Source organism: Streptosporangium sp. NPDC002544 (genome assembly GCF_040295965.1).
Lineage (GTDB): Bacteria > Actinomycetota > Actinomycetes > Streptosporangiales > Streptosporangiaceae > Streptosporangium.
This window is the reverse complement of the sequence record NZ_JBEOWJ010000008.1, coordinates 262,365-288,647: the sequence shown is the minus strand read 5'-3', so window position 1 is coordinate 288,647 and position 26,283 is coordinate 262,365. Positions and strand designations below refer to the sequence as shown.

Sequence of the window (26,283 nt, the reverse complement as noted above, 5' to 3'; positions counted from 1 at the left end):
GGCCTGACCGCCGAATCGACCGTCGATCGGCGGTCAGGCCGACGACGGCTCGGCCATCGCCACGGCGATCTTCCGCGGCCCGGTGAACGGCTCGCGGCCGTGCGAGGTCAGCATGTTGTCGATGACCAGAAGGTCGTCCTGACGGTAGTCGAACCGCACGGACGCCGACCGGTAGCAGTCTCGCAGGTGGCCGACGACGTCGTCGGGGATCGTCCCGCCGTCGCCGTAGTAGGTGTTGCTCGGGAGGTTCTCCTCCCCGCACATCTCCAGCAGCCCCAGCCGCACCCCTTCGGGAAGGGTGGTGATGTGGAAGAAGGTCGCGTGGTTGAACCACACCGGGTCGCCGGTGACCGGGTGACGGTGCACGGCCTGGCGGACCGCCCTGGTCCGCAACCGGTCGCCGCCGAGCCACTCCGTCTGCACGCCGTTGCTCCGGCAGTAGTCCGTGACCTCGTCCTCGCTGTCGGTGTTGAACGCCTCGTGCCACGACATGCCGAGCTCGTCGCTGTAGTTACGGACCACCATCCACCCTCGCCGCGCGAACTCCTCGCGGATCGACGGGTCCATCCTGTCGTGGACGGCACGGGTGGAGGCCAGTGGCGTGGCGCCCTGGGACGACGGCGGTCGCAGGCAGTGGAAGTAGAGCACCATCGGCCAGACAGTCTGGTAGGAGTTCTCGTTGTGCAGGAAGATCTCCTCCTGCGAGGGGTAGTCGGTCGAGGTGTAGACATTGCCCTTGATCACGCTGCGCGGGGACGAGCGCTCCGCGTAGGTCAGCGGCGTCCCCGACAGCTCGCGCACGACCTCGTCGAAGCCGTCGACGCCGCCGACCTCGAAATCGCGGAACAACACGGCGCCGTGCGCGGTGAGGCTCTTGCGGATCTCCTGCCGGTCGGATCTCACCAGGTCGGAGATCCGGGCACCCCCGCCCTCGATGACGAGGGGCAGTTCGTGGCCGGTCATGGCCGGTCCCCCATCGCCTCGGCCAGGCTCCTCGGACGCATGTCGGTCCAGTTGTCGGTGATGTAGTCCAGGGCGGCCTGCCGGTCCGTCTCGGGCAGGACCACCGTCCACCCCGCGGGCACATCGACGAACGCGGGCCACAGGGAGTGCTGCCCCTCGTCGTTGACCAGCACGAGGTAGGCGCCTTCCGGGTCTTCGAAGGGGTTCGAGTTCATGGCGCTCTCCTTTTTTGGGAGGTTCTCCGTTCACGAGGCGTGCCGGAGCGGGGGTCAGTTGCGCTGGGGAGACAGGAAGAGCTCCCCGTGCAGCAGCGCCACCCCCAGGGAGGTGAGGGTGTGCAGCGCCGTGTTGCGGTTGCGGGCAGTGGTGATCAGTCCGGCCTTGCGCAGTACGGTGGCGTGCTTGCTGGCCCCCGCGAGAGAGATACCGAGCCGCTCGGACAGGCCGCCCGTGGTGCAGCTCTCGGCCAGCGCCTGGAGCGCGGCCGCCCTGGTGTGCCCGACCAGGGCGCCGAGCGCCTCGTCGTCGGGCACCGGCGCCCCGGCCAGGTCGGACAGGAGGGCCGGGGTGCACGGCGCCGAGACCACCAGGGCGGGCAGCCCCGTCTCGTGCTCGGCGTCAAGGAAGAGGTAGTTCCTGCCCTGCAGGAACAGCGAGGGGCTCAGCAGCAGACCGCGTCCGCGCAGGTGGACGTCACGGTCCTCGCTGTCGGGGATCTCCAGCACCGGCGGGTTCCAGCACAGCCTGGGGTGCAGCGTCTCAAGCAGGCATTCGACGCCGTTGCTGATCGTTATCCGGCCGTACGCCTCGCGCTCGGACTCCAGGTAACCTCGCACCCTGCTCCAGTACGGCAGCACCGCCACCTGACAGAACCCCAGCACGGTGGCGCTCACCCGCCGGTCGGCCCACTCGTCGGCCACGGAGCGCGGCTCGGCTCGGCCGGGAGAGCGCTCGACCAGTTCCAGCAGCTCCGTCGGCGCCCGGCGTTCACGGACCAGCTGCTCCACGCTGCCGACGCCCTCGCCCAGCCGATCACGCACATGCTTTCGCCACCCGTTCAGGGAGGCGCCTCCGTTGCGACCGAAGATGTCCAGCGCGAACACGCTCTCGGCCACCGGCCCGAGGCTCGCGACCATGCGCAGGCGTGCCAGGTCCTCAACCGTGAAATGAATCCTCAACACCGCGGCCCCCAGCGTTGTAGAAAGATTGGTTTTTCTGTGTTGTTGGAAAGCAGGTCACGCCTCTCAACGGAGGCCCCGGCAAATGATGGCCCGCTCTGCCGGCCGGCGCGCGGACTACTCGATCTCGGCGGACGCCGGACAATGCCCAGGGCCGTCCGCGAGGATCCCCCAGTAAACCGAGAGTGATATTCTCACCACTCTCCCATTGGCTCTGTCAATAAGATCAACCTAACTCCGACGCCGATCGGAAGTCAACTCTCGTTGCAGAAAGCGTCAAATCTCATACACACCAGTTGATGCGCTTACCTTCGAGACAGCCTCTGAGCTGCTCAAATATCCGGATCTTTCGGCCACCCAGAGCACGGCGGCACCGGTTCCCGGCAGCCGGACGGCCGGGAACACGCCTCCCCCGAATCGGCGACCGGCCCATTACCCAGCGTACCGAAAGCGCGCCTGACCGCCCTGTTTAGCTATCGAGTCAATGATGTGGAGCCGGACCGTGCTTTTGGTAGAGGCTTTCAACAATGCCGGGGTGGATGACACCGCCGAGCCGCGCCTTTCACATCACCCGGCGTTCTCCCGGTGTTCTCCCGGTGTTCCGTTCTCACGCGCAGGGATAAGGGTTCAGAATGGTCAAAAGCGTAGTTATCGTCGGAGGTGGCACGTCGGGCTGGATGACCGCCTCGTACCTGCGGGCGGCTTTCGGCGACCGAATCAACGTGACACTGGTCGAGTCGAAGAACGTGCCCACCATCGGGGTCGGAGAGGCGACCTTCAGCACGATCCGCCACTTCTTCAACTATCTGGGCCTGGACGAGCGCGAGTGGATGCCGGAGTGCCAGGCCACCTACAAGCTGGCGATCCGGTTCGAGAACTGGCGCTCCCAAGGCCACCACTTCTACCACCCGTTCGAGCGCCTGCGCACCGTGAACGGATTCCCGCTCACCGACTGGTGGCTGAACGAGCGCCCCGGCGGCCGGTTCGACAAGGACTGCTTCGTCATCGCCTCGCTCTGCGACGCGAACCGGTCTCCCCGCTATCTCTCCGGAGCACTGTTCGAGCAGGACTTCACCGAGGGCGGCGCGGAGCGCGGTTACCGCACCACGCTGACCGAACAGAACACTCAGTTCCCCTACGCCTACCACTTCGACGCCGCGCTGCTGGCGAGGTTTCTCACGAAGTACGGCACCGACCGCGGCGTCCGGCACGTGCTCGACGACGTGGTGAACGTGAACCTCGACGAGCGCGGCTGGATCAGCGACGTCGTCACCAGGGAGCACGGCGCGCTGGAAGGCGACCTGTTCATCGACTGCACCGGCTTTCGCGGGATGCTGCTGAACAAGGCGCTCTCGGTGCCCTTCATGTCGTACCAGGACACCCTGCCCAACGACCGGGCTGTGGCGCTGCGGGTGCCGGTGAACATGGCCGAGCGGGGCATCCGCCCCTGTACCACGGCCACGGCTCAGGAGGCGGGATGGATCTGGACGATCCCGCTCTTCGGCCGCGTCGGCACCGGCTACGTCTACGCCAGTGACTACTGCACGCCCGACGAGGCGGAGCGGACCCTCCGCGAGTTCGTCGGCCCGGCCGCGGACGACCTCGAGGCCAATCACATCCGCATGCGGATCGGCCGGAGCGAGAACTCCTGGGTGAACAACTGCGTCGCCATCGGACTGTCGAGCGGGTTCGTCGAGCCGCTGGAGTCCACCGGCATCTTCTTCATCCAGAACGCCGTCGAACAGCTCGTCAAGCACTTCCCCAGCGAGCGCTGGGACGACCGGCTGCGCCGGTCCTACAACCGCCAGGTCGCCAATGTGATGGACGGCGTGCGCGAGTTCCTGGTGCTGCACTACCACGCCGCGGCGCGAGCCGACAACGACTACTGGAAGGACGCCACGACCCGCCAGGTACCCGACGGGCTGGCCGAACGCCTGGAGCAGTGGCAGGTCAAGCTGCCCGACCCCGAGACGGTCTTCCCTCACTACCACGGGTTCGAGCCCTACTCCTACACCGCCATGCTCCTGGGACTGGGCGGCCTCCCCGTGCAGGCCCCGCCGGCGCTGAGGCTGTTCGACGGCGCCGCGGCCTCCAGGGAACTGCGGATCGTCCGCGACCAGTCCCGTGAACTGGTCGACAGGCTGCCCAGCCAGTACGAGTACTTCGCGCGCCTGCACGACCTGCCCCCCGAGCGGCGGGTCGCGCACGGAGCACCACGATGAAGGACCCGCTGGTCGGCCTCTCTCCCTTCGACATCCCCTTCGAGCCCTCCTTCGAGCCCCCCTCGGCGCCGCCGGCGGTCGACCCGACGCGGTTCCGGTCGCTGATGTCCGCCTTCCCCAGCGGCGTCGCCATCGTGACGACCGCCGAGCCCGGCGGCAGGCCGTGGGGGATGACCTGCTCCTCGGTGTGCAGCGTCGCGCTGGACCCGCCGACCCTGCTCGTGTGCGTCCGCAGGCTCAGCCCGACGCTGAAGGCGATGCTGAAGCTGTCGACCTTCACCGTGAACCTCCTGCACGACCGCGCGCGGTACGCGGCGGAACTCTTCGCCTCGGGGACCCCGGACCGCTTCGAGCGGGTCAGGTGGCGCACGGAACCCTCCTTCGGCGGGCCGCACCTCGTGGACGAGGCCCACGCGTTCGCGGACTGCCGGGTCACCCGGACCGTCGAGGTGGGCGACCACACCGTGGTGTTCGGCCAGGTGTTCCGGGTGGAGCAGCGGGCTCGGGCGGTACCGCTGCTCTACGGGCTCAGGGAGTACTCCTCCTGGTCGCCCGCCCCCCGTCGTCCGGAGGGCCCGCGGCCGACCGGCGGCCTGCCTGCCTGAGACGCCGCAGACGGCGCGCGCCGGGTAGCCGGGACAACCGCCACGCCCGCCGCGAACGGCGGTAGGCGCGGGCGACGTCGCAGAGAAAGGCGACGTCGCCCGCCAGGTCGTCCCCGCCCGGCACAGCGTCCCGGGACGGCTCCCCGGCGGGCGCCTCGTCTCCGGAGGCGGCGCGCAACGCGGCCGACAGCGTCGCCGCCTCCACGACGGCGTCCAGCTTCCGGCCGGTGATCCCCGCGGCCGCGGCGCGCTCCCACGCCGCGGCCGCGACGGCGGGGTCCAGGTGATGCCGTACGATCATCCGGCCGTCCCGGATCTCGATGACCCGCCGGTACAGGCGCAGGCCGAGGTCGCGCGGTGGCAGCAGGCCGGCCAGCCGGTGCGGCGGCCGCAGCAGGGCGATCTGCGGGTTGGCCCGGTACAGATCTCCCCAGAGCGGGCGCAGCACCGTGTAGACGCGGTAGCGATGGAACCACTCCAGCAGGGCGGGCACCCGCAGGAACGCCCCCCACGCCGGCATGGTGGCGCCCAGCGGGACGCATACGAACGCGACCAGGGCGAGCACGGCGTCCAGCGCGTGACCGAGCGGCCGGGCATGGTCGTCCCCGAAGGCGGCCATGGCCGGCAGCAGTGCCTTGTTGACGTGGTACGCCAGGGCCGCGACCAGGCCGGCGACGACCAGCTTCCGCCCGATTCCAGCGGAGACGTCGCCGCTCAGGGGGAACATTCGTCTGGATCGCTGCATGATGAGCGAGGCGAGCAGCTCCGCCTCCCGTTCCTCGACGCCCGAGTAGGAACCGCGGCTCAGAACCCTGTGCACCATCCCGGAGTCCAGGCTGGGCATGAGCAGCCGTACCTGCTCGGCGGCCGACAGGTCTGTCACCTCGTGCCCGCACAGCAGATGGCTCAGCTCGTGGAGGATGATGTGTTCCTGGTGCGGTGGCGTGGTCACCTGCTCGTAGAAGATCAGATCGGCACCGTCGACGGCCACCCACAGCCCCATCACGCCGCGCCGGCTCCTCATGGGCTCCAGCCGGATGGTGCGGCCGCGCCTTCGCGCCACCGTGTCGCACAGCTTCCCGGCGTCGAACGGCATGGGCAGCGGGAGTTCGCTCAGTATCTCGTCACACCTGCGGCGCAGCCGCCTGAAACTCACCCCTGAACGGGTCATCGTGATTCTCGAAAAAGGACGAGAGCGGACCGGCCACACCACCCGAGGGATGCTTTCCGCCCCCGGATAACCACGGTCAGAATTCCAGAACGGTGACGTCCGCGGACTCTTCGAGCCCGCGGACCAACGTCTTCATCGACTGACCCACCCCCGTGAGTTCTCCATGTCCTATCCCGGCCGAGCCTAGCAGGCCGGAAATTGGGTCGTGGTCTCAGAATGTACCCAGCCAGCGCAGTTCAGGCCATATCCGCGACCACGGTTCACGGGGGTCACGGCACACCAGGATCTCCTTACCCTGCTCGAAATGGGGAAACTCGAAATCGAGCGTGCCACCGAGCTCGCACCGGCCGAACAGCCTGGAGAACGAGGCGCGGTCCACACCGACGGCTATGACAACCGTTTTATCGTCCGCCGGACGACCGAAATCAGCATAGGAATTGTTGCCGCTGTACTCCCGCGGCAGTCCGTAACCGGGTCCGTACAGCGCGACGGCACCTGCCTCGCCGTAGTTGTGGCCGTAGACGACAGCCCGTGCCCGGTCGGCCTCCGGCAGCGACCGGTAGACCGCGGCCACCTGTCCCGCCAGGCCCTGCCAGCCCGTCTGGCCGAACTGCTCCTCGCCCAGCGCCGCCAGCACGGGATCGCGGGCGTACACGGCGGCGGGAAGGACCGGCATCACCATCACCATCGCCAGCAGCGCGTTCCCGGCCACCGCCAGCCCGACCCAGATCCGGCGCGGGATCGTCGCCGCCCAACCGGCGGCGCGGACGCATCCCGCCACCAGCAGCACGGTCAGCAGGCCCTCGGTGTACCGGGGGGCGCCACCGGCCAGGAGCAGGACCACCACCATGACCAGGTAGGCCACGGCGAGCGAGCGGTAGGCGCGCCACTCGGGCCTGCGTAGCAGGGCCAGCAGTCCCACAATCCACACCGGGGTCAGGAACGGGCCGATCATCAGTATCTGTCCCACGAAGAAGTTGATCACGCTTCCGACCCCGAACGGCTCGGACAGGCTCCCGGCCATCGCGAACTGGGGCCAGCCGTTCAGCGCCTGCCAGACCAGGCCGGGCGCGGCGACCAACGCGGCGATCCCGGCGCCGGCCGGCAGATACCCGCTGCGCAGCACCCGTCTGGGCCCCGTGACCAGCAGCCCCGCCGCGAGGCAGATCACCAGCAGCACCACGAGGTACTTCGCGAGCAGTCCGACCCCGACCACCGCGCCGGCGACCGGCCAGAGCCGCTCCTCGCCGGTACGGATGACACGGATCACCAGCCAGCACGCGGTCACCCAGACGAGGTGGTCCACGGCGGTGGGGTGGAGCACGTGCCCGGCGGCGAACGACGCCAGCGAGCCGGCCGTCGCGCACGCCGCGAGCAGCTGCGCCCGGCCGCCTCCGCCGAGTTCGCGGGCGATGAGCCCGGCGACCAGCACGGCGACTCCGGCCAGCAGCGCCGGCACGACGCGGATCGCGACCAGGTTGTCGCCGAACAGCGCCATCTGCGCCCGGGCCAGCAGCGGGATCAGGGGCGGCTGGTCCACGTATCCCCAGTCGAGATGCCCCGCGGCCACCCGGAAGTAGAGTTCGTCGACGTAGTACCCCTGCCCTCCGGAAAGCAGCAGGAACACGGCGACCGCTCCGCCGGAGACAGCCGCGAGGGGTCCCCGGCGCACCGGCGACATCGCCGCCCCGTTTTTTTCCGCGGATGGTTCCGGAATGGCCGTCACGGTCGACATTTAAGAGCACCTCTCATTCTCGATCCATGGCCCGCCACAACATGCCGGACATTCTCATCCGCAAAATAGGCGTTCCATGTTGAACCATCATGCCGACAGTACAGCCGCTGGTGACAGCATGACGGGGGCGTCACAGACGGGCAACGACATTGAATCCTCGGGAAAATATGCAGCTCGCGTATTGAGCAACCAGACGCTTGCGAACATTCTTTTCATGCATTATTTTTCCCTCAACACCCCTGTCGTTTCGTGCGATCGACAACCGCATTCCGCGGCGCCGGTCGATCGGCGGTCCACGAACGGTTACCCCCGGATTCGACAGGGATTTTTCGAATGCCGGAAAACAGATGTCCCCGGCTGCCCCACACTCCCGAACCACCCATGCGAGGTGAACGGAATGCAGGAAACCCGAACGGTGCCCGCCAGTTCAGGGCTGGACGTCGGCAATCTCACCCAGTTCGAGTATCTGGCCCTGAACAGCCCGCTGAACATCGCCGACGCGCACGCCCGCCAGGGGCTCACCGCGGGACAGGCCCGGATCATCGACGACCTGCCGAACCTGTTCCTCAAGGCCGCCGAACTCCCGGTCGAGGAGGTGGAGCGGGAAGCCCACCGCGCGTACTTCGGGCTACTCGGCCAGCACAGCTACCCGGGCGACGACGGCCGGGTGCTGGCCTGCTACTCCTCCTCCGTGGCCATGGAGATCCTCGCCCGCTCCCTGGCCGGCGCGATGAGCTCGGTCGCGCTGATCCACCCCACCTTCGACAACATCCCGGACATCCTCCGCGGTGTCGGGCTGGACCTGGTGCCGGTGGCCGAGGAACGCCTGGGGGAGGACGACCTCGACGACGTCCTGGGCTCGGTGGGCTGCGTCTTCGTCACCACACCGAACAACCCGACCGGCCGGGTGCTGTCCGAGGAGGGCCTGCGCAGGCTCGCCGGGCAGTGCGCGGAGCGCGACCTGGTCCTGGCGCTGGACACCTCGTTCCGCGGGTTCGACCCCGCCGGCCACTACGACCACTACCGGGTGCTGGGGGACAGCGGGTGCCGCTGGGTCGTCATCGAGGACACCGGCAAGCTGTGGCCGACGCTCGACCTCAAGGTCGGCTGGCTGGTGACGGCGGCCAACCTCGGCCTGCCGGTGGCCAAGATCTACTCCGACATCCTGCTGGGCGTGTCCCCGATGGTGCTCGCGCTGGTCCAGCGGTTCTCCGAGGACGCCGCGGACGGCGGCCTCGCCGACCTGCACCGCTTCGTGGCGGAGAACCGCGCCCTGGTGCGGGAAGGGCTGGCCGGGGTGCCGGGGATCCACTTCCCCGACCCGCACAGCAGGGCCAGCGTGGAACGGGTGAACGTCGGCGCGCGGTCGGCCCTGGACGTGTGGTCCAGCCTGCGGGACCACAACGTGTACGTGCTGCCCTGCCAGAAGTTCCACTGGGCGAACCCGCCCGAGGGGAACAGTACCCTCAGGATCGCCCTGGCCAGGTCCGCCGCTCCCCTCAGGGAGGCGACCCGGGCGCTGCGCTCCGTAATGCTCTCACGATGAGAACCGACGCGGGCGAGGCCGCGACGGTTCCGGCGGAGGCCGCGGGACCCCTGTCGCACGCGCGCTCCTGGCGGGCGGGGGTCGTGCAGTCGCTCCCCCCTCCCGGCGTGTTCGACCTGGGGCCGGGCTACCTCGAACCCGGCCTGCTCCCGGTCGACCTGCTGGGAGCCGCCTACGCGCGGGCACTGGAGGAGTACGGCTCGGCCGCGCTCGGCTACGGCGACGACCGGGGCGCGCTCGACCTCCGCGCCGCGCTGGCGGAACGGACCACCCAGGCGGACGGCATCGCCTGCGGGCCCGGAAACGTGCTGGTCACCGCGGGCATCTCGCAGGCTCTTCAGCTGCTCGCCACCACCCTGGCGGATCCGGGGGATGTGGTACTCGTCGAGGAGACCTGCTACGACCTGGGACGCCTGATCCTCACCGACTGCGGGATGCGGCTGCGCGAGGTGCGCTCGGACTCCGGGGGCATGGATCCGGACGCGTTGCGCGAGGCCCTGGCCGAGGAACGGGCCGCGTTCGTCTACCTGAACCCCACCTTCCACAACCCCACCGGCCGGGTCGTCCCCGTCGCACGGCGACGTGAGTTGCTGTCCGTCGCGTCCCGCCACGGGACTCCGGTCGTGGAGGACGACGCCTACGCCGAACTGCATCTCGGCGAGGCCCCCGCTCCCCCCTCCATGGCGGGGCTCGCGAGCTACCACGGGGTGATCCGGCTGCGCACCTTCTCCAAGACGCTCGCCCCCGGACTGCGCCTGGGCTGGCTGCTCGCCGGGACCGAGACCGTCGACCGGCTCGCCGGTCACGGGCTGTTCCGCAGCGGCGGCTGCCTGAACCACACCGCCGCGCTCGCGGTGGCCGCCCTGGTGCGCGCCGGCGACTACGACCGTCACCTGGACTGGCTGCGAGCCCGGTTGCGGGAGAGGCGTGACACGCTCGTCGACACCCTGCTGGCCGGCCTGGACGACGGTTTCGAGCTCGACCGGCCGGACGGCGGTTTCTTCGTCTGGCTCCGCGCCCGCCACCGGCAGCGCGAGCCCGACCTGCTCGGCGCGGCGAGCGGTGCCGGGGTCGAGGTGGCCGCGGGCTCCCGCTTCGGCGGCACGGCGCGGCCGGCCATCCGGCTGGCCTACAGCTTCAACTCCCCCTCGCGGCTGGCCTTCGCCGCTCGGCGACTGGCCACGGCCTGGAACGCGTTACCGGCGCACACGGATCGGACCTGACGCATGCGATCGATCGAGACGACCATCCCCTCCACTCCGATGGCGGGCCCGCACGGCTACACCCTGCCGCTCTCCCCCTCCGGGGGCTCGGCGATGGTCACCCCGCCGCCCTGGCACTTCTCCGGCGACGTCATCATGGTCGACTACCGCGTGGACCCGGCCGCGGCCGCGCGGTTCCTGCCACCCGAGCTGGAGCCGGGACCCGACCCCGGCGAGGCCGCCGCGATCTTCGCCGAGTGGCAGTGGTGCTCGGAGTCCGGGGCCGAACTGGCCGACCCGGCGCGATGCCGGTTCGCCGAGTTCCTGATCCTGATCTCCTGCCGGTACCGGGGGCGGCATCTCGCACGATGCCCGTACGCCTGGGTGGACAGCCCGGTCCCGCTGATGCGCGGCTGGATCCAGGGCATGCCCAAGCAGTTCGGCACCGTCCACCAGATCCGGCCGGTGACGGTCGGCCGCGCGGGTCCCCGGCTGGCCGGTGGGGGACGGTTCGGCGGGGTCCTGTCCGTGGACGGACGGCGTACCGCCGAGGCGACCGTCACGCTGGACGGCCGGATCGACCGGCCGCCGCTTCTGCACACGCTCCCGCTGGTGCACACCCGGCTGTTCCCCTCCTGGGTGCCGTCGGAGGCGCCGCTGAACCGGCTCGTCGTCTCGGAGGTCACCGACATCGAGTTCTCCGACATCTGGGCGGGATCGGCCGACCTGCGCCTCCTCGACGTGCCGGACGCCGACCTGGCCGGCCTGGCCCCCGTCGAGGTGGGCAGGGGATACGTGTTCTCCTACGCGGAGACGCTGCATCACGGCCGGCCGCTGACGGATGACGACAGGTGACGGCCCCCCGGGAAAACATCAGGATATTTCATCTAATGTTCCGCCCGGCGTACCTCGCAGCAACCGATCCACAGGAACAACAAACTGTCGTTGGTCCATATACACACTGCCACCCATCCCAGTTGACGCCCTGGTATCCTTCGACCTGCGACCCGGGCCTGCCCAGGCCGGTCCGCGCGGGAAGGACACATGCCAGACACCTCGCCGGCCGGCTCGCCGGACACACGGCGGACCCTCGCGGCGAAGCTGGACCATCTCTTCCACACGGTCCACCCACGTGACGGCGGCGAGTACAGCTTCGAGGAGGTCGCCGAGGCGCTTCGCACGGCCGGCGGCCCGACCATATCGGCCACCTACATCTGGCAGCTGCGAAAAGGCATCCGCGACAACCCGACCAAACGGCATCTTGAAGCCCTGGCGGGATTCTTCGGTGTCCCTCCGGCCTACTTCTTCGACGAAACGGCAGCCGAGCGGATCGACGCCGAACTCGCGCTGCTGACCGCCATCCGGGACACGCACGTCCGGCAGCTCGCGCTGCGCGCGGCCGGTCTCTCCCCCAAGAGCCTGAACGCCATCACCGAGATGATCGAGCGGGTACGCGAGCTGGAAGGACTGCCCGACACCACGGAGAGGCCGTGAGCACCCGCCGCGGCTCACCGGCCTGACCGATCTGCGGCTCGTCGACTCCCGGACCGTGCTGCTGCGCTACCGGCGCGCCGGGCAGGATCGGTGACGGCTCGGCCGGGACCGTCCCGAAGCCATGGTCTCGGAGCCCTCGCTCTGGAACCGTGGTCTTCCATGGCCCGAACATCTGAGAAATCCCCCGACCCGCACGGCGCCCCCTATCGGCCTGCTACCGGATCCGCTCCCCCCTCGGGCCCGGCCACCTGCCTGCGAGCCGGGCGGCATCGCGGACGAACCCAGCGGTGAGGGGCTCCGGGCCCGGCAGGATGCGTGCCACGTTCACGGGGGCGCGAGCGTGGTTCGGAGCGGCCGGAGGTAGGTGGTCGCCGGCGGACCGCTCGCGCGTCGCCGACGTGCTCATCGCACTGGGCGTCTGGGCGGTGTACGTCGCCCTGGCCATCCTTCAGGGCAGGTTCTCCGCTCAGGGATTCTCGGTCCTGGCGTTCACCTTCTTCACCGTTTCGTCCGCGGCTCTGCTGTGGCGGCGGAGCCGGCCGATCACCGTGGTGGCCGTCACCGTGGCCTGCGACTGCGTGATCGTCGTGTCGACGGGCTGGCAGGGGTACGGCCTGCAGGCGATGCTGGCCCTGTACACGACGGGCAGGCACGGCGAGGCCCGGCGCGCCTGGGCGGCGGCCGTGGCGGTGGGATTGTTCTACCCGGCGGTGGCGACGGCCGTCCAGCTCGCCACCGGAACCGAACGCCAGGATTCCGGCTCTGTGGGACTGCTCGTCCCGCTGCTGCTCGTCGGGGTGGGCAGGCTGGTGCGGCTGCGCCGGGAGACCGCCCTCAGGAGGCAGACCGAGCTCGCCGAGGAGATCGTGCGGGCGGAGCGCCGTCACATCTCCCGGGAACTGCACGATGTGGTCGCCCACAACATCAGCACGATGCAGGTCCTCGTGGGAGCGGCACGCACGACCATGGCCCGCGATCCCGCCGGGGCCGAGGCCGCCCTGCTCAACGCCGAGCTCGCCGGGCGGGAGGCCATGGCGGAGATGCGGCAGCTGCTGCACGTGCTGCGCGCCGACCGGGTGAACGAGCCGGCCGGCCCGGAGAGCGCCCCCGTGGCGGGCGACTCCCCCACCCGTACCGGGACGGGCTCGCCCGCCCGCGGGGCCGCCGCCCTGCCCGCGCTGGTCGGCCGGGCTCGCGAGGCGGGACAGCCCGCGCTCCTGGAGGTGACCGGCGAGCCCGGCCGGCTGCCCGCCGCGGTCGACCACGCGGTCTACCGGATCGTCCAGGAGTCGTTGACCAACGCGCGCAAGCACGCCGGAAACGCCCCGGTGAGGGTCAGGATCGCTTACGAACCCGCCGCGGTCGAGGTGGAGGTGGTCGACAACGGGCCCGGTGCGCCCTCTGGCGGCCGGAGGCACGAAGGCCACTTCGGGGGCGGTTTCGGGCTGGGCGGAATGGCCGAGCGTGTGGCACTCTGCGGTGGGTGGCTGGAGACGGGGCACCTGCGGGACGGGGGCTTCCGGGTCCATGCCCGGCTGCCCCTCCCGGTTCTGGGAACAAGCTGAGAGCCGACCGGCCGAGCATGGTCCGATCGGGCGGGAGAGGAAGAAATGATCAGGATACTGGTCGTCGACGACCACGCGGTGGTGCGCTTCGGCTTCCGGATGATCCTGAACGCCCAGGACGACCTCTCCGTGGTGGGTGAGGCGGGCGACGGTGACGAGGCGCTCACCCTCGCCCGCGACCTGCTCCCCGACGTGGTGCTGATGGACCTGCACATGCCGGAGGCCGACGGCGTCACCGCCACCGGGCGGATCACCGCCGAGCTGCCCGGCGTGCGCGTGCTCGCGCTGAGCACCTTCGACCTGGACGAGTACGTCATCGAGGCGCTGCGGGCCGGGGCCTCGGGCTTCCTGCCCAAGGACGTCTCGCCCGAGGAGTTACTGGAGGGCGTGCGGGTGGTGCACCGCGGCGACTCGGTCGTCGCGCCGCGGCTGCTGACCCGGCTGATCGGCACGTTCGTCCGGGCCGTACGGCCCCGGCCCGCGACGATGCCGCCGGAGCTTGCCGGGCTGACCGACCGGGAGCGTGAGGTGCTGGTCCTCATCGCACGAGGGCAGTCGAACCTGGAGATCGCCGGGACGCTGGACGTGGCGGTTTCCACCGTGAAGAACCACGTGACCAGCCTGTTCGCCAAACTCGGCGTCCGCGACCGGGCCCAAGCGGTGGTCGTCGCCTACGAGGCGGGTTTCGTCACCCCGGGCACCACCGGCTGATCTTTCCCCTTCCGGTTCCATGGGACCGTGCTCCCATACGGGGAGGCGGCCGGGGCTCGGCTCCCAGGGGGAAACCGTTCCCGGCTACGAGGAACCGGTCCCGATCGTGGACAAGCCTGGAAGGCATGAACGCAGACCAGCGATCCATCACGCGCCGGGCCACGGCGGCGCTCGTCACGGCGGGCACCTGCGGAACGCTTCTCGCCTCGGTCCTCACCGCCCCGAACGCCACCGCCCGCGACCACGACACGCCCCGCCCGAACGCGGGCGGGTTCCGGCATCCGTGCGCTTCGGCGAAGACCCGCTGCGACGGGGAGATACGGGTGCCGCTCGACTGGAACGACCCCGCTTCGGAGCGGATCACGGTGGCGTTCGCCTGGCTACCCAGGAAGGACGCCTCCCGCCCGGCGGCCGGGACCGTACTGGCCAATCCGGGCGGGCCGTCGCCGGCGCTCCCCGCGGTGCCGTCCCTGACCGAGGCACTGGGACCGGTGCTCGACCGGCACAACCTGCTGGTGGTCGAGCCGCGCGGTCTGGGAAAGTCCAGCCCCGTGCTCTGTCCGGGGCTCGACCTGGAACGCCAGGAGACCGTCACCGCCTGTGCCACCCGGCTGGGTCCTCGCGGCCGGTTCTTCACCGCCGACCAGGCCGTCACCGACATGAACGCCGTACGCGATGCCCTGGGCGTACCGAAAGTGATGTTCTACGGCATCTCGTACGGCACCTTGTTCGCCCAGGCGTACGCCGCCCGCCACCCGGGCAGCGTCTCCGGGGTGCTGCTCGACAGCATTGTGGCCACCGGTCAGGACGGTTACCTGACCGGGCCGATCCGGACCCGCGCCGACCTGCTCGACGTGGCCTGCGCCCCCTCTCGCGCCTGTCGGCGGTTGCCGGGCGATCCCGCCGACGCCCTCGCCAAGCTGGTACGGCACCTGCGCACCCATCCCGATCCGGAACTGCGGCTTTCGTCGCTCGCGCACCTGACGAACAACCTCTATCTGCCGTTGGTCGGCCGCGAGGAGAGCGCGGCCGTCGCCGCCTATCTGGACGGCGATCCACTCCCGCTGCGCCGGTTGGTGCGAGTGATCGACGCGGCCCCGACCGCGCCGCTGCGCGGGGCGGAACTGGCGGGCCTGCTCTCCTACATGTGCGGTGACGCCGCCTTCCCCTTCGAGCGCGCCGCTCCGGCGGACGAGCGGCGGCGCCAACTGGACCGCTACTACGACGAGAAGCGCCCCTTCAGGCCTTTCACCGTCACGGACCTGGGCGGACCCCTCCCGGGAAGACCGGTCCTCGGCATGCAGGACATCTGCGTCGGCTGGCCGGCTCCTCGCGACAGCCCGCCCGTACCGCCGGGCGCGGAACAGCCCCGGGTGCCGGTCCTGGCCCTGGGCGGGGACTTCGACTCGACCACCCCGGCGGAGGCGGCCGCGGTGACTCGGCGCTTCCCCGGTTCCACCTTTTCCCGGGTTCGCTTCGCCTCCCACAACCTCACCACGGGCCCCCAGATGAACGGGTGCGTCCGCGATGCGATGCGCGCCTTCCTCACCGACCCGGACACCTTCGACGACAAGCCCCGCTGCGACGAGGCGAACTACCGCGCCCTCGGTTCCTTCCCCGGGACCGTGGCGCAGGTGCCTCCGGCACGCGGCACCCGCCTGGCCGCCGGAGAGCGGCAGGTCCTCGCGGCCGCCTTCGCCACCGTCGCCGACGCGACGGCCAGGCGCAACCCCCTCAGGTCCCCGTACTGGCAGTCGGCCACGGAGGCGGGCCTGCGCGGCGGCCTGCTGACGTTCGACGACAAGGCGGCCACCATCCGGCTGCGAGACGTCCGCTTCGTCGGCGACCTCACGGTGAACGGCGAGATCCGCCTGGGCGATGACGCCACGGCCCGGCTGACCGTCATCGACGGCGACGGCGGGTCCCACCCGGTGAGGCTCTCGTGGAAGGCCTTCCTCCCCAAGGACGACACCACCGTCTCCGGAACCTTCGCGGGGCACGGCTTCATCGCGACGATCCCCGCACACTGACGCCCCGAACTCACCGTCTCAGGCGGCGGTCCTGTGCCTGCTCACCCGGCCGGGACCGCCCGCCCTCTCGATGACTCAGAGGTCGCCGAGCCCCAGCTCGCGGGCGATCAGCATGCGCTGGACCTCGCTGGTGCCCTCGCCGATCTCCAGGATCTTGGCGTCGCGGTAGAAGCGGCCGACCGGGTACTCGTTCATGAACCCGTAGCCGCCGAAGATCTGGGTGGCGTCGCGGGCGTTGTCCATGGCGGCGTCGCCGGCGACGAGCTTGGCGATGGCCGCCTCCTTCTTGAACGGCTCCCCCGCGAGCATCTTCTCCGCGGCGTGGTAGTAGGCCAGGCGGGCGGTGTGGGTGCGCACCTCCATATCGGCGATCTTGAACTGGATGGCCTGGTAGTGGCCGATGGGGTGGCCGAACGCCCGGCGCTCGCGGACGTAGCGCAGCGACTCGTCCACGCAGCCCTGGGCCAGCCCGGTGGAGAGCGCGGCGATGGCGATGCGGCCCTCGTCGAGGGTCTGCAGGAACTGCGCGTAGCCGCGCCCACGCTCGCCGAGCAGGTTCCGCGCCGGGACCCTGCAGTCATCGAAGGAGAGCCCGCGGGTGTCGGAGCAGTTCCAGCCCACCTTGGAGTACTTCTTGGCGACGGTGAGGCCCGGGGTGCCCGCCGGCACCAGGATCGTGGAGATCTCCTTCTTGCCGTCGGCCCGCTCGCCGGTGATCGCGGCCACGCCGATGACGCCGGTGATATCGGTGCCGGAGTTGGTGATGAACGCCTTCGTGCCGTTGATCACCCACTCGTCGCCGTCCAGCACCGCCGTGGTGCGCATGCCGCCCGGCACGTCGGAGCCGCCGCCCGGCTCGGTGAGACCGAAGGCGCCCAGCATCTCGCCCGACGTCAGCCGGGGCAGCCACTCGGCGCGCTGCTCGGCCGTGCCGAACCGGTAGATCGGCATGGCGCCCAGCGACACCGCGGCCTCGACGGTGATCGACACGCTGGAGTCGACCCTGGCCAGTTCCTCCAGGGCCAGGCAGAGCGCGAAGTAGTCGCCGCCCATGCCGCCGTACTCCTCGGAGATCGGCAGCCCGAACAGGCCCATCGCGCCCATCTGCCGCACGATGTCGTAGGGGAACTCCTCGCGCTCGTAGAGGTCGCCGATCACCGGGGCCACCACGTCGCGGGCGAACGCCTCGACGGTCTTGCGTAGCTCCTCGTACTCACCGGTCAGCTTGGGCATGGTCACTCCTTCTCCACGGGGGTGCGGGACGGGCTCCCGGCCAGGGCCTGGACGACCCGCGACGGGCTGGGGCGGCCGAGCCTGCCGGCCAGCCAGGTGCTGGTCTCCACCAGCGACGGAAGATCAAGACCGGTCTCGACGCCGAGACCGTGCAGCATCCAGACCAGGTCCTCGGTGGCGAGGTTGCCGGTGGCGCTCTCGGCGTACGGGCAACCGCCGATGCCTCCGGTGGAGGCGTCGACCACCCTCACGCCCTCCCGCAGCGCGGCGAGCGTGTTGGCCAGGGCCTGGCCGTAGGTGTCGTGGAAGTGGACCGCGAGCCGGGAGGGGTCGCCGAAGGCCTCGATCAGCGCGGCGACGTGGCCGGCGGTGCCGACGCCGATGGTGTCGCCGAGCGACAGCTCGAAGCAGCCCAGGTCGAGCAGCCTGCGCCCGACGGAGACGACCTGGGCGATCGGCGTCGGGCCCTCCCAAGGGTCACCGAAGCACATCGACACGTACGCCCTGACCTTCAGGCCGTGCGCCAGCGCCCGTGCGACCACCGGCTCGAACATGTCGAACTGCGACTCCAGCGTCCGGTTGAGGTTCCGGCCCGCGAACGTCTCGGTGGCGCTCGCGAAGATCGCGATCTCCTGGACGCCGTGTTCGAGCGCGCGGTCCAGGCCGCGCTCGTTGGGCACGAGCACCGGGTAGCGCACACCGGGGACCCGCTCCATGACCGCCAGCAACTCCGAGGCGTCGGCGAGCTGGGGCACCCACTTGGGGTGCACGAAGCTGGTGGCCTCGATCACCCGGTGTCCCGCGGCGGCCAGCCGGGCGATGAACTCGGCCTTGACCCGGACGGGGACCACCGCCGCCTCGTTCTGCAGCCCGTCGCGCGGCCCGACCTCGTAGATCGTGACCCGCTCGGGCAGTCCCTCCGCCCCGATCCTCTGCGGCTCGCGCATCATGCCTCCTCGTCTCCCTGACGTTCCGGTACGGCGCGCATCACCGCTCCTGTCCGCCGACCACGGCCAGCACGGCGTCCATGCCGACCGCCTGGCCCGTCCGGACCCGCACCTCGGCGACGACCCCGTCGATCGGCGCGGTCACGGTGTGCTCCATCTTCATCGCCTCCACGATGAGCAACGGCTGCCCCTCGGTGACCCGGTCACCGGCGGCCACCTTCACCACCAGAACGGTGCCCGGCATCGGGCTGCGGACCAGACCGTCCCCCGGACCGCCCGCGCCCGCCCGGTCGCCGGGGTCGCCCAGGTGGCGGTGGGTGAACGCCCAGGCGTCGCCGTCGCGGCCGAGCCACACCGTGTCGCCGTCCCTGGCGACGGCGTAGCGCCTCGCGGTCTCACCGAGGGTGACGAGCAGGTCGTCGCCCTCGTCGGCCAGCAGCGCCCGTACCGTCTCGGCGCCGGCACCCGCGCCGTCGCCGTCGCCGGAGAGGTCGCCAGAGAGCAGGACCTCGGCGCCGGAGGCGGGCAGGCCGCGCACCCTGAGCTCGTGGACCCCCTCGCGGCTCTCCAGCCGGTAGACGGTCCACGCCGCCTCGCCCAGCCGCCAGCCGTCGGGGACGTCCCACGGGTCGGCGTGCCCCGCGGGGACGTGCTCGCGGTGCAGGACCAGGGCCGCGGCGGTCAGCACGTCGTCGGGGACACCCGCACGGGAGACCAGCTCGTCGAGATGGCGCTCGACGAGGCCGGTGTCGAGGTCTCCCGCGACCACCGCGGGATGGCCGATCAGGGCGCGCAGGAAGGAGATGTTGGTGGGCACCCCGAGCACGGCCGTGGCCGCGAGCGCCCCGTCGAGCCGCCGCAGGGCGCTCGCCCGGTCCGGCCCCCAGGCGATGACCTTCGACAGCATCGGGTCGTAGTCGCTGCCGACCACGCCCCCGGCCAGCAGACCGGAGTCGACCCGCACGCCGGGCGGCTCGCGCAGCGCGAGGACCCGGCCCCCGGTCGGCAGGAAGCCCCGGAAGGGATCTTCCGCGTAGACCCGGGCCTCGACGGCGTGACCGTCGAGCCGCACCTGCTCCTGGGTGAGCGGGAGGGGCTCGCCGGCGGCGACCCTGAGCTGGAGCTCGACCAGGTCCAGGCCGGTGACCAGCTCGGTGACGGGGTGCTCGACCTGCAGGCGGGTGTTCATCTCCATGAAGTAGTAGTCGCCGGTGGAGCCCTGGACGATGAACTCCACGGTGCCGGCACCGGTGTAGCCGACGGACCTGGCGGCCTCGACCGCCGCGGCGCCCATCGCGGCCCTGGTCGCGGCGTCGAGAAGCGGGGAGGGCGCCTCCTCTACGATCTTCTGGTGGCGGCGCTGCAGGCTGCACTCGCGCTCGCCCAGGTGGATGACGCCGCCGTGGGCGTCGGCCATCACCTGGATCTCGATGTGCCGGGGGTTCTCCACGAACCGCTCGATCAGCAGGGTCGCGTCACCGAACGCGGCGGCGGCCGTGCGGCGGGCGGACGCCAGCGCCTCCGGCAGCTCCGCCGCGGAGCGCACGAGCACCATGCCCTTGCCCCCGCCGCCCGCCGAGGGCTTGATCAGCGCGGGGAAGCCGATCCGCTCGGCGGCCTCGGCCAGGTCGTCGCCCGGCTCGGCTCCGCCGGGGACGACGGGGACGCCGGCCGCGGAGACGGTGGCCTTGGCGCGGATCTTGTCGCCCATGGCCTCGACGGCCTCCGGCGGCGGGCCGACGAAGACGAGCCCGGCCTCGGCGCAGCGCCGGGCGAAGGCGGCGTTCTCCGCGAGGAAGCCGTAGCCGGGGTGCACGGCCTGGGCTCCGGTCGCCGCCGCGGCGGCGAGGATGCCGTCGACGTCGAGGTAGCCGCCGGCGAGCCGTACCGCGACATCGGCCTCGCGGACGTGCCGCGCCCCGGCGTCGGCGTCGCTGTGCACGGCCACGGAACGGATGCCCAGTCTGCTGAGCGTGCGGGTGATCCGCAGGGCGATCTCGCCGCGGTTGGCGACGAGGACGGTGTCGAACATCCGGCGGGGTGCTGATGGGTGGGTCATGGGTGCGGTCACATCCGGAAGACGCCGTAGCCGACAGGGTCGAGGGGGGCATTGGCCGAGGCTGACAGGGCCAGGCCCAGGACGGTTCGGGTGTCGAGGGGGTCGATGACCCCGTCGTCCCAGAGGCGGGCCGTGGAGTAGTAGGGGTTGCCCTGCTCCTCGTACTGCCCGCGGATGGCGTCGGGGTCGGCGTTGCCGACCGTGGACAGGACGTTGGCGGCCTGCTCGCCGCCCATCACCGAGATCCGGGCTCCGGGCCACATCCACAGGAACCGGGGCGAGTAGGCGCGCCCGGCCATCGCGTAGTTGCCGGCCCCGAACGAGCCGCCGACGACCACGGTGAACTTGGGGACCCGGGCGCAGGCGACGGCGGTGACCATCTTCGCGCCGTGCTTGGCGATCCCGCCCGCCTCGTAGGCCCGGCCGACCATGAACCCGCTGATGTTCTGCAGGAAGACCAGCGGGGTGTTGCGCCGGTCGCACAGTTCGATGAAATGGGCGCCCTTGAGCGCCGACTCGCCGAACAGGATGCCGTTGTTGGCGATGATCCCGACGGGGTGACCGTGGATGCGGGCGAACCCGGTGACGAGCGTGCTGCCGTACTCGGCCTTGAACTCGCCGAACCTGCTGCCGTCGACGACGCGGGCGATGATCTCACGGACGTCGTACGGGGTGCGGGTGTCGGCGGGGACGATGCCGTACAGGTCGCGGGGGTCGCAGACCGGCTCCTCCGATGGCAGGCGCTCCCAGGGGGAGGGCGTGCGCGGCGCGAGGGTGGAGACGATGTCCCGGACGATCCTCAGCGCGTGGCGGTCGTCGTCGGCGAGGTGGTCGGTGACGCCGCTGACCCGGGCGTGCAGGTCGCCGCCGCCCAGGTCCTCGGCGCTGACCTCCTCGCCGGTGGCCGCCTTCACCAGCGGCGGGCCACCGAGGAAGATCGTGCCCTGGTTGCGGACGATCACCGCCTCGTCGCTCATCGCCGGGACGTAGGCGCCGCCCGCCGTGCAGGAGCCGAGGACCGCGGCGATCTGCGGGATGCCGCGCGCCGACATGGTGGCCTGGTTGTAGAAGATCCGGCCGAAGTGCTCGCGGTCCGGGAAGACCTCGTCCTGCTTGGGCAGGAACGCGCCCCCGGAGTCGACGAGGTAGACGCAGGGCAGGTTGTTGTGGAGGGCGACCTCCTGGGCCCGCAGGTGCTTCTTGACGGTGATCGGGTAGTAGGTGCCGCCCTTGACGGTGGCGTCGTTGGCGACGATCACGCACTCGCGGCCGGAGACCCGGCCCACCCCGGTGATGATCCCGGCGGCGGGCGCCTCGTCCCCGTACATCCCTCCCGCGGCCAGCTGGGAGAGCTCCAGGAATCGCGAGCCGGGGTCGAGGAGGGAGTCGACGCGGTCGCGGGGCAGCAGCTTGCCCCGGGAGACGTGCCTGGCGCGCGACTTCTCCGGGCCTCCCAGCCTCGCGGCCGCGACGCGTTCCCCGAGGTCGGCGACCAGCCGCTCATTGACCTCGGCGTTGCGCCTGAAACCCTCGCCACCCGGGTCGCAGGTGCTTCGCAGCACCGGCCAGCCACTCATGCGGGCCCTCCTGTCCGGCTCCGTCGCCGCTGGGTTAAGGATCACTAACTTCACCACAGATGTTAGTCATTATTAACGTTACCGTCTACCATGCGGAAGGTGACGACTGCCCAGCCCGCTACCCGCAATCGCGGCTCGCGGCGCGCCGAGATCCTGGACGCCGCGGCGAGACTGTTCGCGGCGCGCGGCTTCCACGGTGTCTCGATCGAGGACATCGGCGGCGCGGTCGGCACCTCGGGTCCGGCCCTCTACCGGCATTTCAGCGGCAAGGAGGCTCTGCTCTCCGAGATGCTGCTGGACGTCAGCGAGCGCCTGCACGCCTCGGGAACCCGCCGCGTGACCGAGGCAGCCGACGCCGAGCAGGCCCTGAACGCCCTGCTCAGCTGCCAGATCGAATTCGCGCTGAGCCACCCGGCGCTGATCACGGTGCACGACAGGGAGCTGGACAACGTACCCGAGCCCGCCCGGCGACGGATCCGCAGGCTCCAGAGACTGTACGTCGAGGAGTGGGTCACCGTGCTGAGCGAGCTCTACCCGGGCCGTTCCCAGGCCGAGCTGCGCGCCGCGACCCACGCCGTCTTCGGGCTGCTCAACTCCACACCGCACAGCGCCGGGGAACTACCGCCCGCGGCGATGGCCGAACTACTGCGCGGCATGGCCCGCGCGGCGCTGGCCACACCCCAAAGTTAGCAATCACTAACTCATGATGTGGGCACCCTTGCGCGGGGACGTGAGCCACGCCTGCGAGGGGTTCACCATGACCGTGCACGGCGCCTCGCGCAGCAGCATCTGACAGGCCGGGCCGATGGCGAGGCCCGGCGGGTCGTCGTGCTCCCTGTCGGCCACCACCATCAGGTCCGAACGGTCGGCCGCGTGACGGAGCACCTCGACGTGGGACCTCGTCTCGATCACGGTCTCCACCTCCAGCTGCGGATACCTCTCCTCCCACAGCGCGACGTTGGTGTTGAAGCGGACCGCCACCCGCCGGGTGTCGTCGGCGCCCTCGGGGCAGAGGCAGATCACCAGCAGCGTCGCCCTGCGCAGCCTCGCCTCCTCGAAGGCCAGGCCGAGCTCCGCCGACTCCAGGTGCGCGTCCTCCACGGCGATCGCGACGCGGTCGGTGCGGAGGTGGCCCGGCTGCCTGACGACGGCCACCGGGCAGCGGGCGTGCGAGGCGACCTGGACCGTCGTCGAGCCGATCTTCAGCTCGTCGAAACCGCCGGAGCCGCGCGGGCCGATCGCGACCAGCTCGGCCGCACCCGACACGCTCACCAGGGCCGCCCCCGGCGACCCCTCCACCAGCTGGCCGCGCACCTGTGCCCGGGGGGCCAGATCGTGCGCCAGGGCCAGCCCCCTCTCCAGGATGTGCGAGCCCATGCGCCGGATGACCGCGGTGGTCTCGTGGGTGACGGAGAGCATCGGGTAGGGCCACTGCCAGGCGTGACAGATCAGCAACGGGAGGAATCTGAGGCGGGCCTCCTCAAGGGCCCAGCGCAGTGCCCGCCGGCTCTCCGCGGAGTCGTCGTATCCGACGACCACCGGCCGCTCATCGTCCTGTACCAGCATTGCGGCTCCCCTCCCGCGTCACTCACCTTCCATACTTCACTGATCCTCACGCTCGGTAAGGCGACCATTCACAAGTCTTGCCTCGTTTTCCGGCTCGCACCGGCAAAGGCACCTCCTTGACCATTGCTTCCGATAATCAGCAGTAAATTCTGACAATCCGTCATGGAAAACTGTTACATGAGGCCGATCCGCGACCCAGCCGCACCAAAGATGTCAAGGTTGAGGACGGCGTCCGCCGAGGAGGACATAATCGGGCTGTGGCGCGCGACACTGTTGAGACCCACTTCACCGAGGCCGTGGCCGCCCTCTCCCCCGGGGCGCCGCGCGATCCCGGCCTTCCCGTACGGGAAGGCACGACCCTGACCGGGGCCCGCTGCCGCGAGCTGTTCGAGTTCCAGCTGGGCAGCAGGCTGCTGGACGTCACCGCCCGCTGGCTTCGTGAGCAGGGGCAGGGCTTCTACACCATCGGCTCGGCCGGACACGAGGGCAACGCCGCGATCGCCGCCGCGCTGCGCGTCACCGACCCCGTCCTCCCGCACTACCGGTCCGGCGCCTTCTACCTGACCCGGTCGGCGATGGCGGGACGGCTGCCCGAGGAGGGGATGCGCGACGTGCTGCTCGGCCTGACCGCCTCGGCCGAGGAGCCGATGGCCGGCGGGCGGCACAAGGTCTTCGGCCACCCCGACCTGGCGGTGATCCCGCAGACCTCCACGATCGCCAGCCACCTGCCGCGCGCGGTGGGCGTGGCCTTCGCCATCGAGCGCACCCGCCAGCTCGGCCTGCCGGGGCCGTGGCCGGCCGACGCGATCGCGATGTGCAGCTTCGGCGACGCCTCGACGAACCACGCCAGCGCCCTGTCGGGACTCAACACCGCCGCCTACTGCTCCTACCAGAAGCTGGCGCTGCCGATCCTGTTCGTCTGCGAGGACAACGGCCTGGGCATCAGCGTGCGCACCCCCGAGGGCTGGGTCAAGGCCGCCCACCACCCGCTGTTGAGGTACTTCGAGGCCGACGGCTGCGACCTGGCCGACGTCCACGACGTGGCGCTGGCCGCCGCCGACCACGTCCGCTCGAATCGAGCCCCGGCCCTGCTGCGCGTCGGCACCGTCCGGCTGATGGGCCACGCGGGGTCGGACGTGGAGCTTTCCTATCGGACCAAACGGGAGATCGACGCCGACCTCGCGCGCGATCCGCTCGTCGCGACCGCCAGGCTGCTCGTCGAGGCCGGTCTGATCACCCCCGACGAGCTGCTTCTCCGCTATGAGACGACGCGCGAGCACCTGTTCAAGATGGCCATGGAGAGCTCACGGCGGCCCCGGCTGGTCTCCGCCCTCGACATCGTCGAACCGCTGGCCCCGCGCACCCCCGCCGCCGTCGCCGCGGCCGGCAGGAACGTCGCGGCCCCCGAGGCCAGGGCGAGGGCCTTCGGCGGCAGGCTCCCCGAGCAGGAGGGTCCACTGACCCTCTCCCAGGCCATCAACCGCACCCTCACCGACGCCCTGGCCGCCCACCCCGACGTGCTGGTCTTCGGCGAGGACGTGGCACGCAAGGGCGGCGTCTACGGCGTCACCCGCGGCCTGCAGAAACGCTTCGGTCTCGGCCGGGTCTTCGACACCCACCTCGACGAGCAGGCGGTGCTCGGCCTGGCACTCGGCTCGGGGGTCTCCGGCCTGCTGCCGGTGCCCGAGATCCAGTACCTGGCCTACCTGCACAACGCCCTGGACCAGATCCGCGGCGAGGCCGCGACGCTCCAGTTCTTCTCCCGGGGCGCCTTCCGCAACCCGATGGTGCTGCGCGTCGCCTCCTACGCCTACCAGAAGGGCTTCGGCGGCCACTTCCACAACGACAACTCCGTCGCCGCGCTGCGTGACATCCCCGGCCTGGTCGTGGCCTCCCCCGCACGTCCCGATGACGCCGCCTCGATGCTGCGCACCTGCCTGGCCGCCGCCCGCACCGACGGCAGCGTCTGCGTCTTCCTTGAGCCCATCGCGCTGTACAGCACCCGTGACATGTTCGAGGAGGGCGACAACGGCTGGCTCTCCCCGTACGCGCCTCCGGCCCGCTGGGCGGAGACGCACATCCCGATCGGGCGCGCCCGCAGCTACGGCGACGGCCGCGACCTGACGATCGTGACCTTCGGCAACGGCCTGCGGATGAGCCTGCGCGCCGCGGTCAGGCTCACCGCCGAGGGGCACAGCTGCCGGGTGCTCGACCTGCGCTGGCTCTCCCCCCTGCCGGTGGAGGATCTGATGCGGGCCGCCGAGCTGACCGGAAGGGTGCTGATCGCCGACGAGACCCGCCGTAGCGGAGGGGTCTCGGAGAGCATCGTCGCCGAGCTGATCGACGCGGGTTTCACCGGCAGGATCGCCCGGGTGACCTCCTTTGACAGCTTCATCCCGCTGGGCGAGGCGTCCAGGCACGTGCTGCTGTCGGAGGCCGAGATCGAGGCCGCCGCCCGCAAACTGCTCAGCTGATTCCT

At 70.8% G+C, this 26,283-nt stretch carries 21 protein-coding genes; 11 read left to right on the top strand and 10 right to left on the bottom strand.

Going from position 1 to position 26,283, the window contains the following annotated elements:
- Positions 1 to 33 precede the first annotated feature (33 nt).
- The 3 genes from ABT061_RS15010 to ABT061_RS15000 are packed head-to-tail and all read right to left on the bottom strand — an operon-like array spanning position 34 to position 2,144.
- Complete coding sequence (locus tag ABT061_RS15010; protein WP_350916838.1) at positions 34 to 963, bottom strand: TauD/TfdA family dioxygenase; 930 nt, start codon at positions 961 to 963, stop codon at positions 34 to 36.
- On the bottom strand, positions 960 to 1,178 hold the full coding sequence (locus ABT061_RS15005) for an MbtH family protein (protein ID WP_350916835.1): 219 nt from the start codon (positions 1,176 to 1,178) through the stop codon (positions 960 to 962). Before ABT061_RS15005 ends, ABT061_RS15010 begins: the two co-directional genes overlap by 4 nt.
- A 54-nt stretch (positions 1,179 to 1,232) precedes the next feature.
- The gene (locus ABT061_RS15000) at positions 1,233 to 2,144 is read right to left on the bottom strand and encodes an ArsR/SmtB family transcription factor (RefSeq protein ID WP_350916832.1); all 912 of its coding nucleotides are present in this window, start codon (positions 2,142 to 2,144) and stop codon (positions 1,233 to 1,235) included.
- A 629-nt stretch (positions 2,145 to 2,773) separates the two neighbouring features.
- Between ABT061_RS15000 and ABT061_RS14995 the strand changes: the two genes are divergently transcribed.
- Together ABT061_RS14995 and ABT061_RS14990 are read left to right on the top strand one after the other, a co-directional pair.
- Positions 2,774 to 4,363 (top strand): tryptophan halogenase family protein, encoded by a 1,590-nt coding sequence (locus tag ABT061_RS14995; RefSeq protein WP_350916829.1) that lies wholly within the window; start codon positions 2,774 to 2,776, stop codon positions 4,361 to 4,363.
- Positions 4,360 to 4,968 carry a flavin reductase family protein gene (locus ABT061_RS14990; protein ID WP_350916826.1) on the top strand — a complete coding sequence of 203 codons (609 nt, stop codon included), beginning with the start codon at positions 4,360 to 4,362 and terminating at the stop codon, positions 4,966 to 4,968. Before ABT061_RS14995 ends, ABT061_RS14990 begins: the two co-directional genes overlap by 4 nt.
- Here the strand turns inward: ABT061_RS14990 and ABT061_RS14985 are convergent.
- Both ABT061_RS14985 and ABT061_RS14980 read right to left on the bottom strand, forming a co-directional pair.
- Complete coding sequence (locus ABT061_RS14985; RefSeq protein WP_350916823.1) at positions 4,892 to 6,139, bottom strand: MAB_1171c family putative transporter; 1,248 nt, start codon at positions 6,137 to 6,139, stop codon at positions 4,892 to 4,894. The genes ABT061_RS14990 and ABT061_RS14985 overlap by 77 nt on opposite strands.
- A gap of 211 nt (positions 6,140 to 6,350) precedes the next feature.
- Complete coding sequence (locus ABT061_RS14980) at positions 6,351 to 7,874, bottom strand: glycosyltransferase family 39 protein (protein WP_350916820.1); 1,524 nt, start codon at positions 7,872 to 7,874, stop codon at positions 6,351 to 6,353.
- A 397-nt stretch (positions 7,875 to 8,271) separates the two neighbouring features.
- Between ABT061_RS14980 and mppP the strand changes: the two genes are divergently transcribed.
- The 7 genes from mppP (at position 8,272) to ABT061_RS14945 (ending at position 16,422) form a co-directional block, all read left to right on the top strand.
- Complete coding sequence (gene mppP, locus ABT061_RS14975) at positions 8,272 to 9,420, top strand: enduracididine biosynthesis enzyme MppP (protein WP_350916817.1); 1,149 nt, start codon at positions 8,272 to 8,274, stop codon at positions 9,418 to 9,420.
- Complete coding sequence (locus ABT061_RS14970) at positions 9,417 to 10,643, top strand: aminotransferase class I/II-fold pyridoxal phosphate-dependent enzyme (protein ID WP_350916814.1); 1,227 nt, start codon at positions 9,417 to 9,419, stop codon at positions 10,641 to 10,643. The genes mppP and ABT061_RS14970 overlap by 4 nt, the downstream gene beginning before the upstream one ends.
- A 3-nt stretch (positions 10,644 to 10,646) precedes the next feature.
- Complete coding sequence (gene mppR, locus ABT061_RS14965) at positions 10,647 to 11,477, top strand: enduracididine biosynthesis enzyme MppR (RefSeq protein WP_350916811.1); 831 nt, start codon at positions 10,647 to 10,649, stop codon at positions 11,475 to 11,477.
- A gap of 189 nt (positions 11,478 to 11,666) precedes the next feature.
- Positions 11,667 to 12,116, top strand: a complete 450-nt coding sequence (locus ABT061_RS14960; RefSeq protein WP_350916808.1) for a helix-turn-helix domain-containing protein — start codon at positions 11,667 to 11,669, stop codon at positions 12,114 to 12,116.
- A 398-nt stretch (positions 12,117 to 12,514) separates the two neighbouring features.
- Positions 12,515 to 13,681: a sensor histidine kinase gene (locus tag ABT061_RS14955; protein ID WP_350916805.1), complete on the top strand. Its 1,167-nt coding sequence runs from the start codon at positions 12,515 to 12,517 to the stop codon at positions 13,679 to 13,681.
- Between the two features lie 45 nt (positions 13,682 to 13,726).
- Positions 13,727 to 14,392, top strand: a complete 666-nt coding sequence (locus tag ABT061_RS14950; protein WP_350916802.1) for a response regulator — start codon at positions 13,727 to 13,729, stop codon at positions 14,390 to 14,392.
- A 125-nt stretch (positions 14,393 to 14,517) separates the two neighbouring features.
- Positions 14,518 to 16,422, top strand: coding sequence for an alpha/beta fold hydrolase (locus ABT061_RS14945; RefSeq protein WP_350916799.1), 1,905 nt, complete (start codon positions 14,518 to 14,520; stop codon positions 16,420 to 16,422).
- Positions 16,423 to 16,497: 75 nt separating this feature from the next.
- On the opposite strand, the gene ABT061_RS14940 is transcribed toward ABT061_RS14945, so the two are convergent.
- From ABT061_RS14940 to ABT061_RS14925, 4 genes are read right to left on the bottom strand one after another with little or no spacing between them, the layout of a single operon-like run.
- Positions 16,498 to 17,655, bottom strand: coding sequence for an acyl-CoA dehydrogenase family protein (locus tag ABT061_RS14940; RefSeq protein WP_433361222.1), 1,158 nt, complete (start codon positions 17,653 to 17,655; stop codon positions 16,498 to 16,500).
- A 2-nt stretch (positions 17,656 to 17,657) separates the two neighbouring features.
- Entirely contained in the window at positions 17,658 to 18,605 is a 948-nt protein-coding gene (locus ABT061_RS14935) for a hydroxymethylglutaryl-CoA lyase (protein ID WP_350916793.1), read from the bottom strand.
- A 37-nt stretch (positions 18,606 to 18,642) separates the two neighbouring features.
- Positions 18,643 to 20,661, bottom strand: a complete 2,019-nt coding sequence (locus tag ABT061_RS14930; protein ID WP_350916790.1) for an acetyl/propionyl/methylcrotonyl-CoA carboxylase subunit alpha — start codon at positions 20,659 to 20,661, stop codon at positions 18,643 to 18,645.
- An 8-nt stretch (positions 20,662 to 20,669) separates the two neighbouring features.
- Positions 20,670 to 22,238, bottom strand: coding sequence for a carboxyl transferase domain-containing protein (locus tag ABT061_RS14925; protein WP_350916787.1), 1,569 nt, complete (start codon positions 22,236 to 22,238; stop codon positions 20,670 to 20,672).
- 90 nt (positions 22,239 to 22,328) lie between these two features.
- On the opposite strand from ABT061_RS14925, the gene ABT061_RS14920 reads away from it, so the two are divergent.
- Positions 22,329 to 22,928: an SACE_7040 family transcriptional regulator gene (locus ABT061_RS14920; protein WP_350916784.1), complete on the top strand. Its 600-nt coding sequence runs from the start codon at positions 22,329 to 22,331 to the stop codon at positions 22,926 to 22,928.
- 6 nt (positions 22,929 to 22,934) lie between these two features.
- Here ABT061_RS14920 and ABT061_RS14915 read toward each other — a convergent pair whose 3' ends face one another.
- Positions 22,935 to 23,804, bottom strand: coding sequence for a universal stress protein (locus ABT061_RS14915; protein WP_350916781.1), 870 nt, complete (start codon positions 23,802 to 23,804; stop codon positions 22,935 to 22,937).
- Between the two features lie 257 nt (positions 23,805 to 24,061).
- Between ABT061_RS14915 and ABT061_RS14910 the strand changes: the two genes are divergently transcribed.
- Positions 24,062 to 26,278, top strand: coding sequence for a thiamine pyrophosphate-dependent enzyme (locus tag ABT061_RS14910; RefSeq protein WP_350916778.1), 2,217 nt, complete (start codon positions 24,062 to 24,064; stop codon positions 26,276 to 26,278).
- Positions 26,279 to 26,283 lie beyond the last annotated feature (5 nt).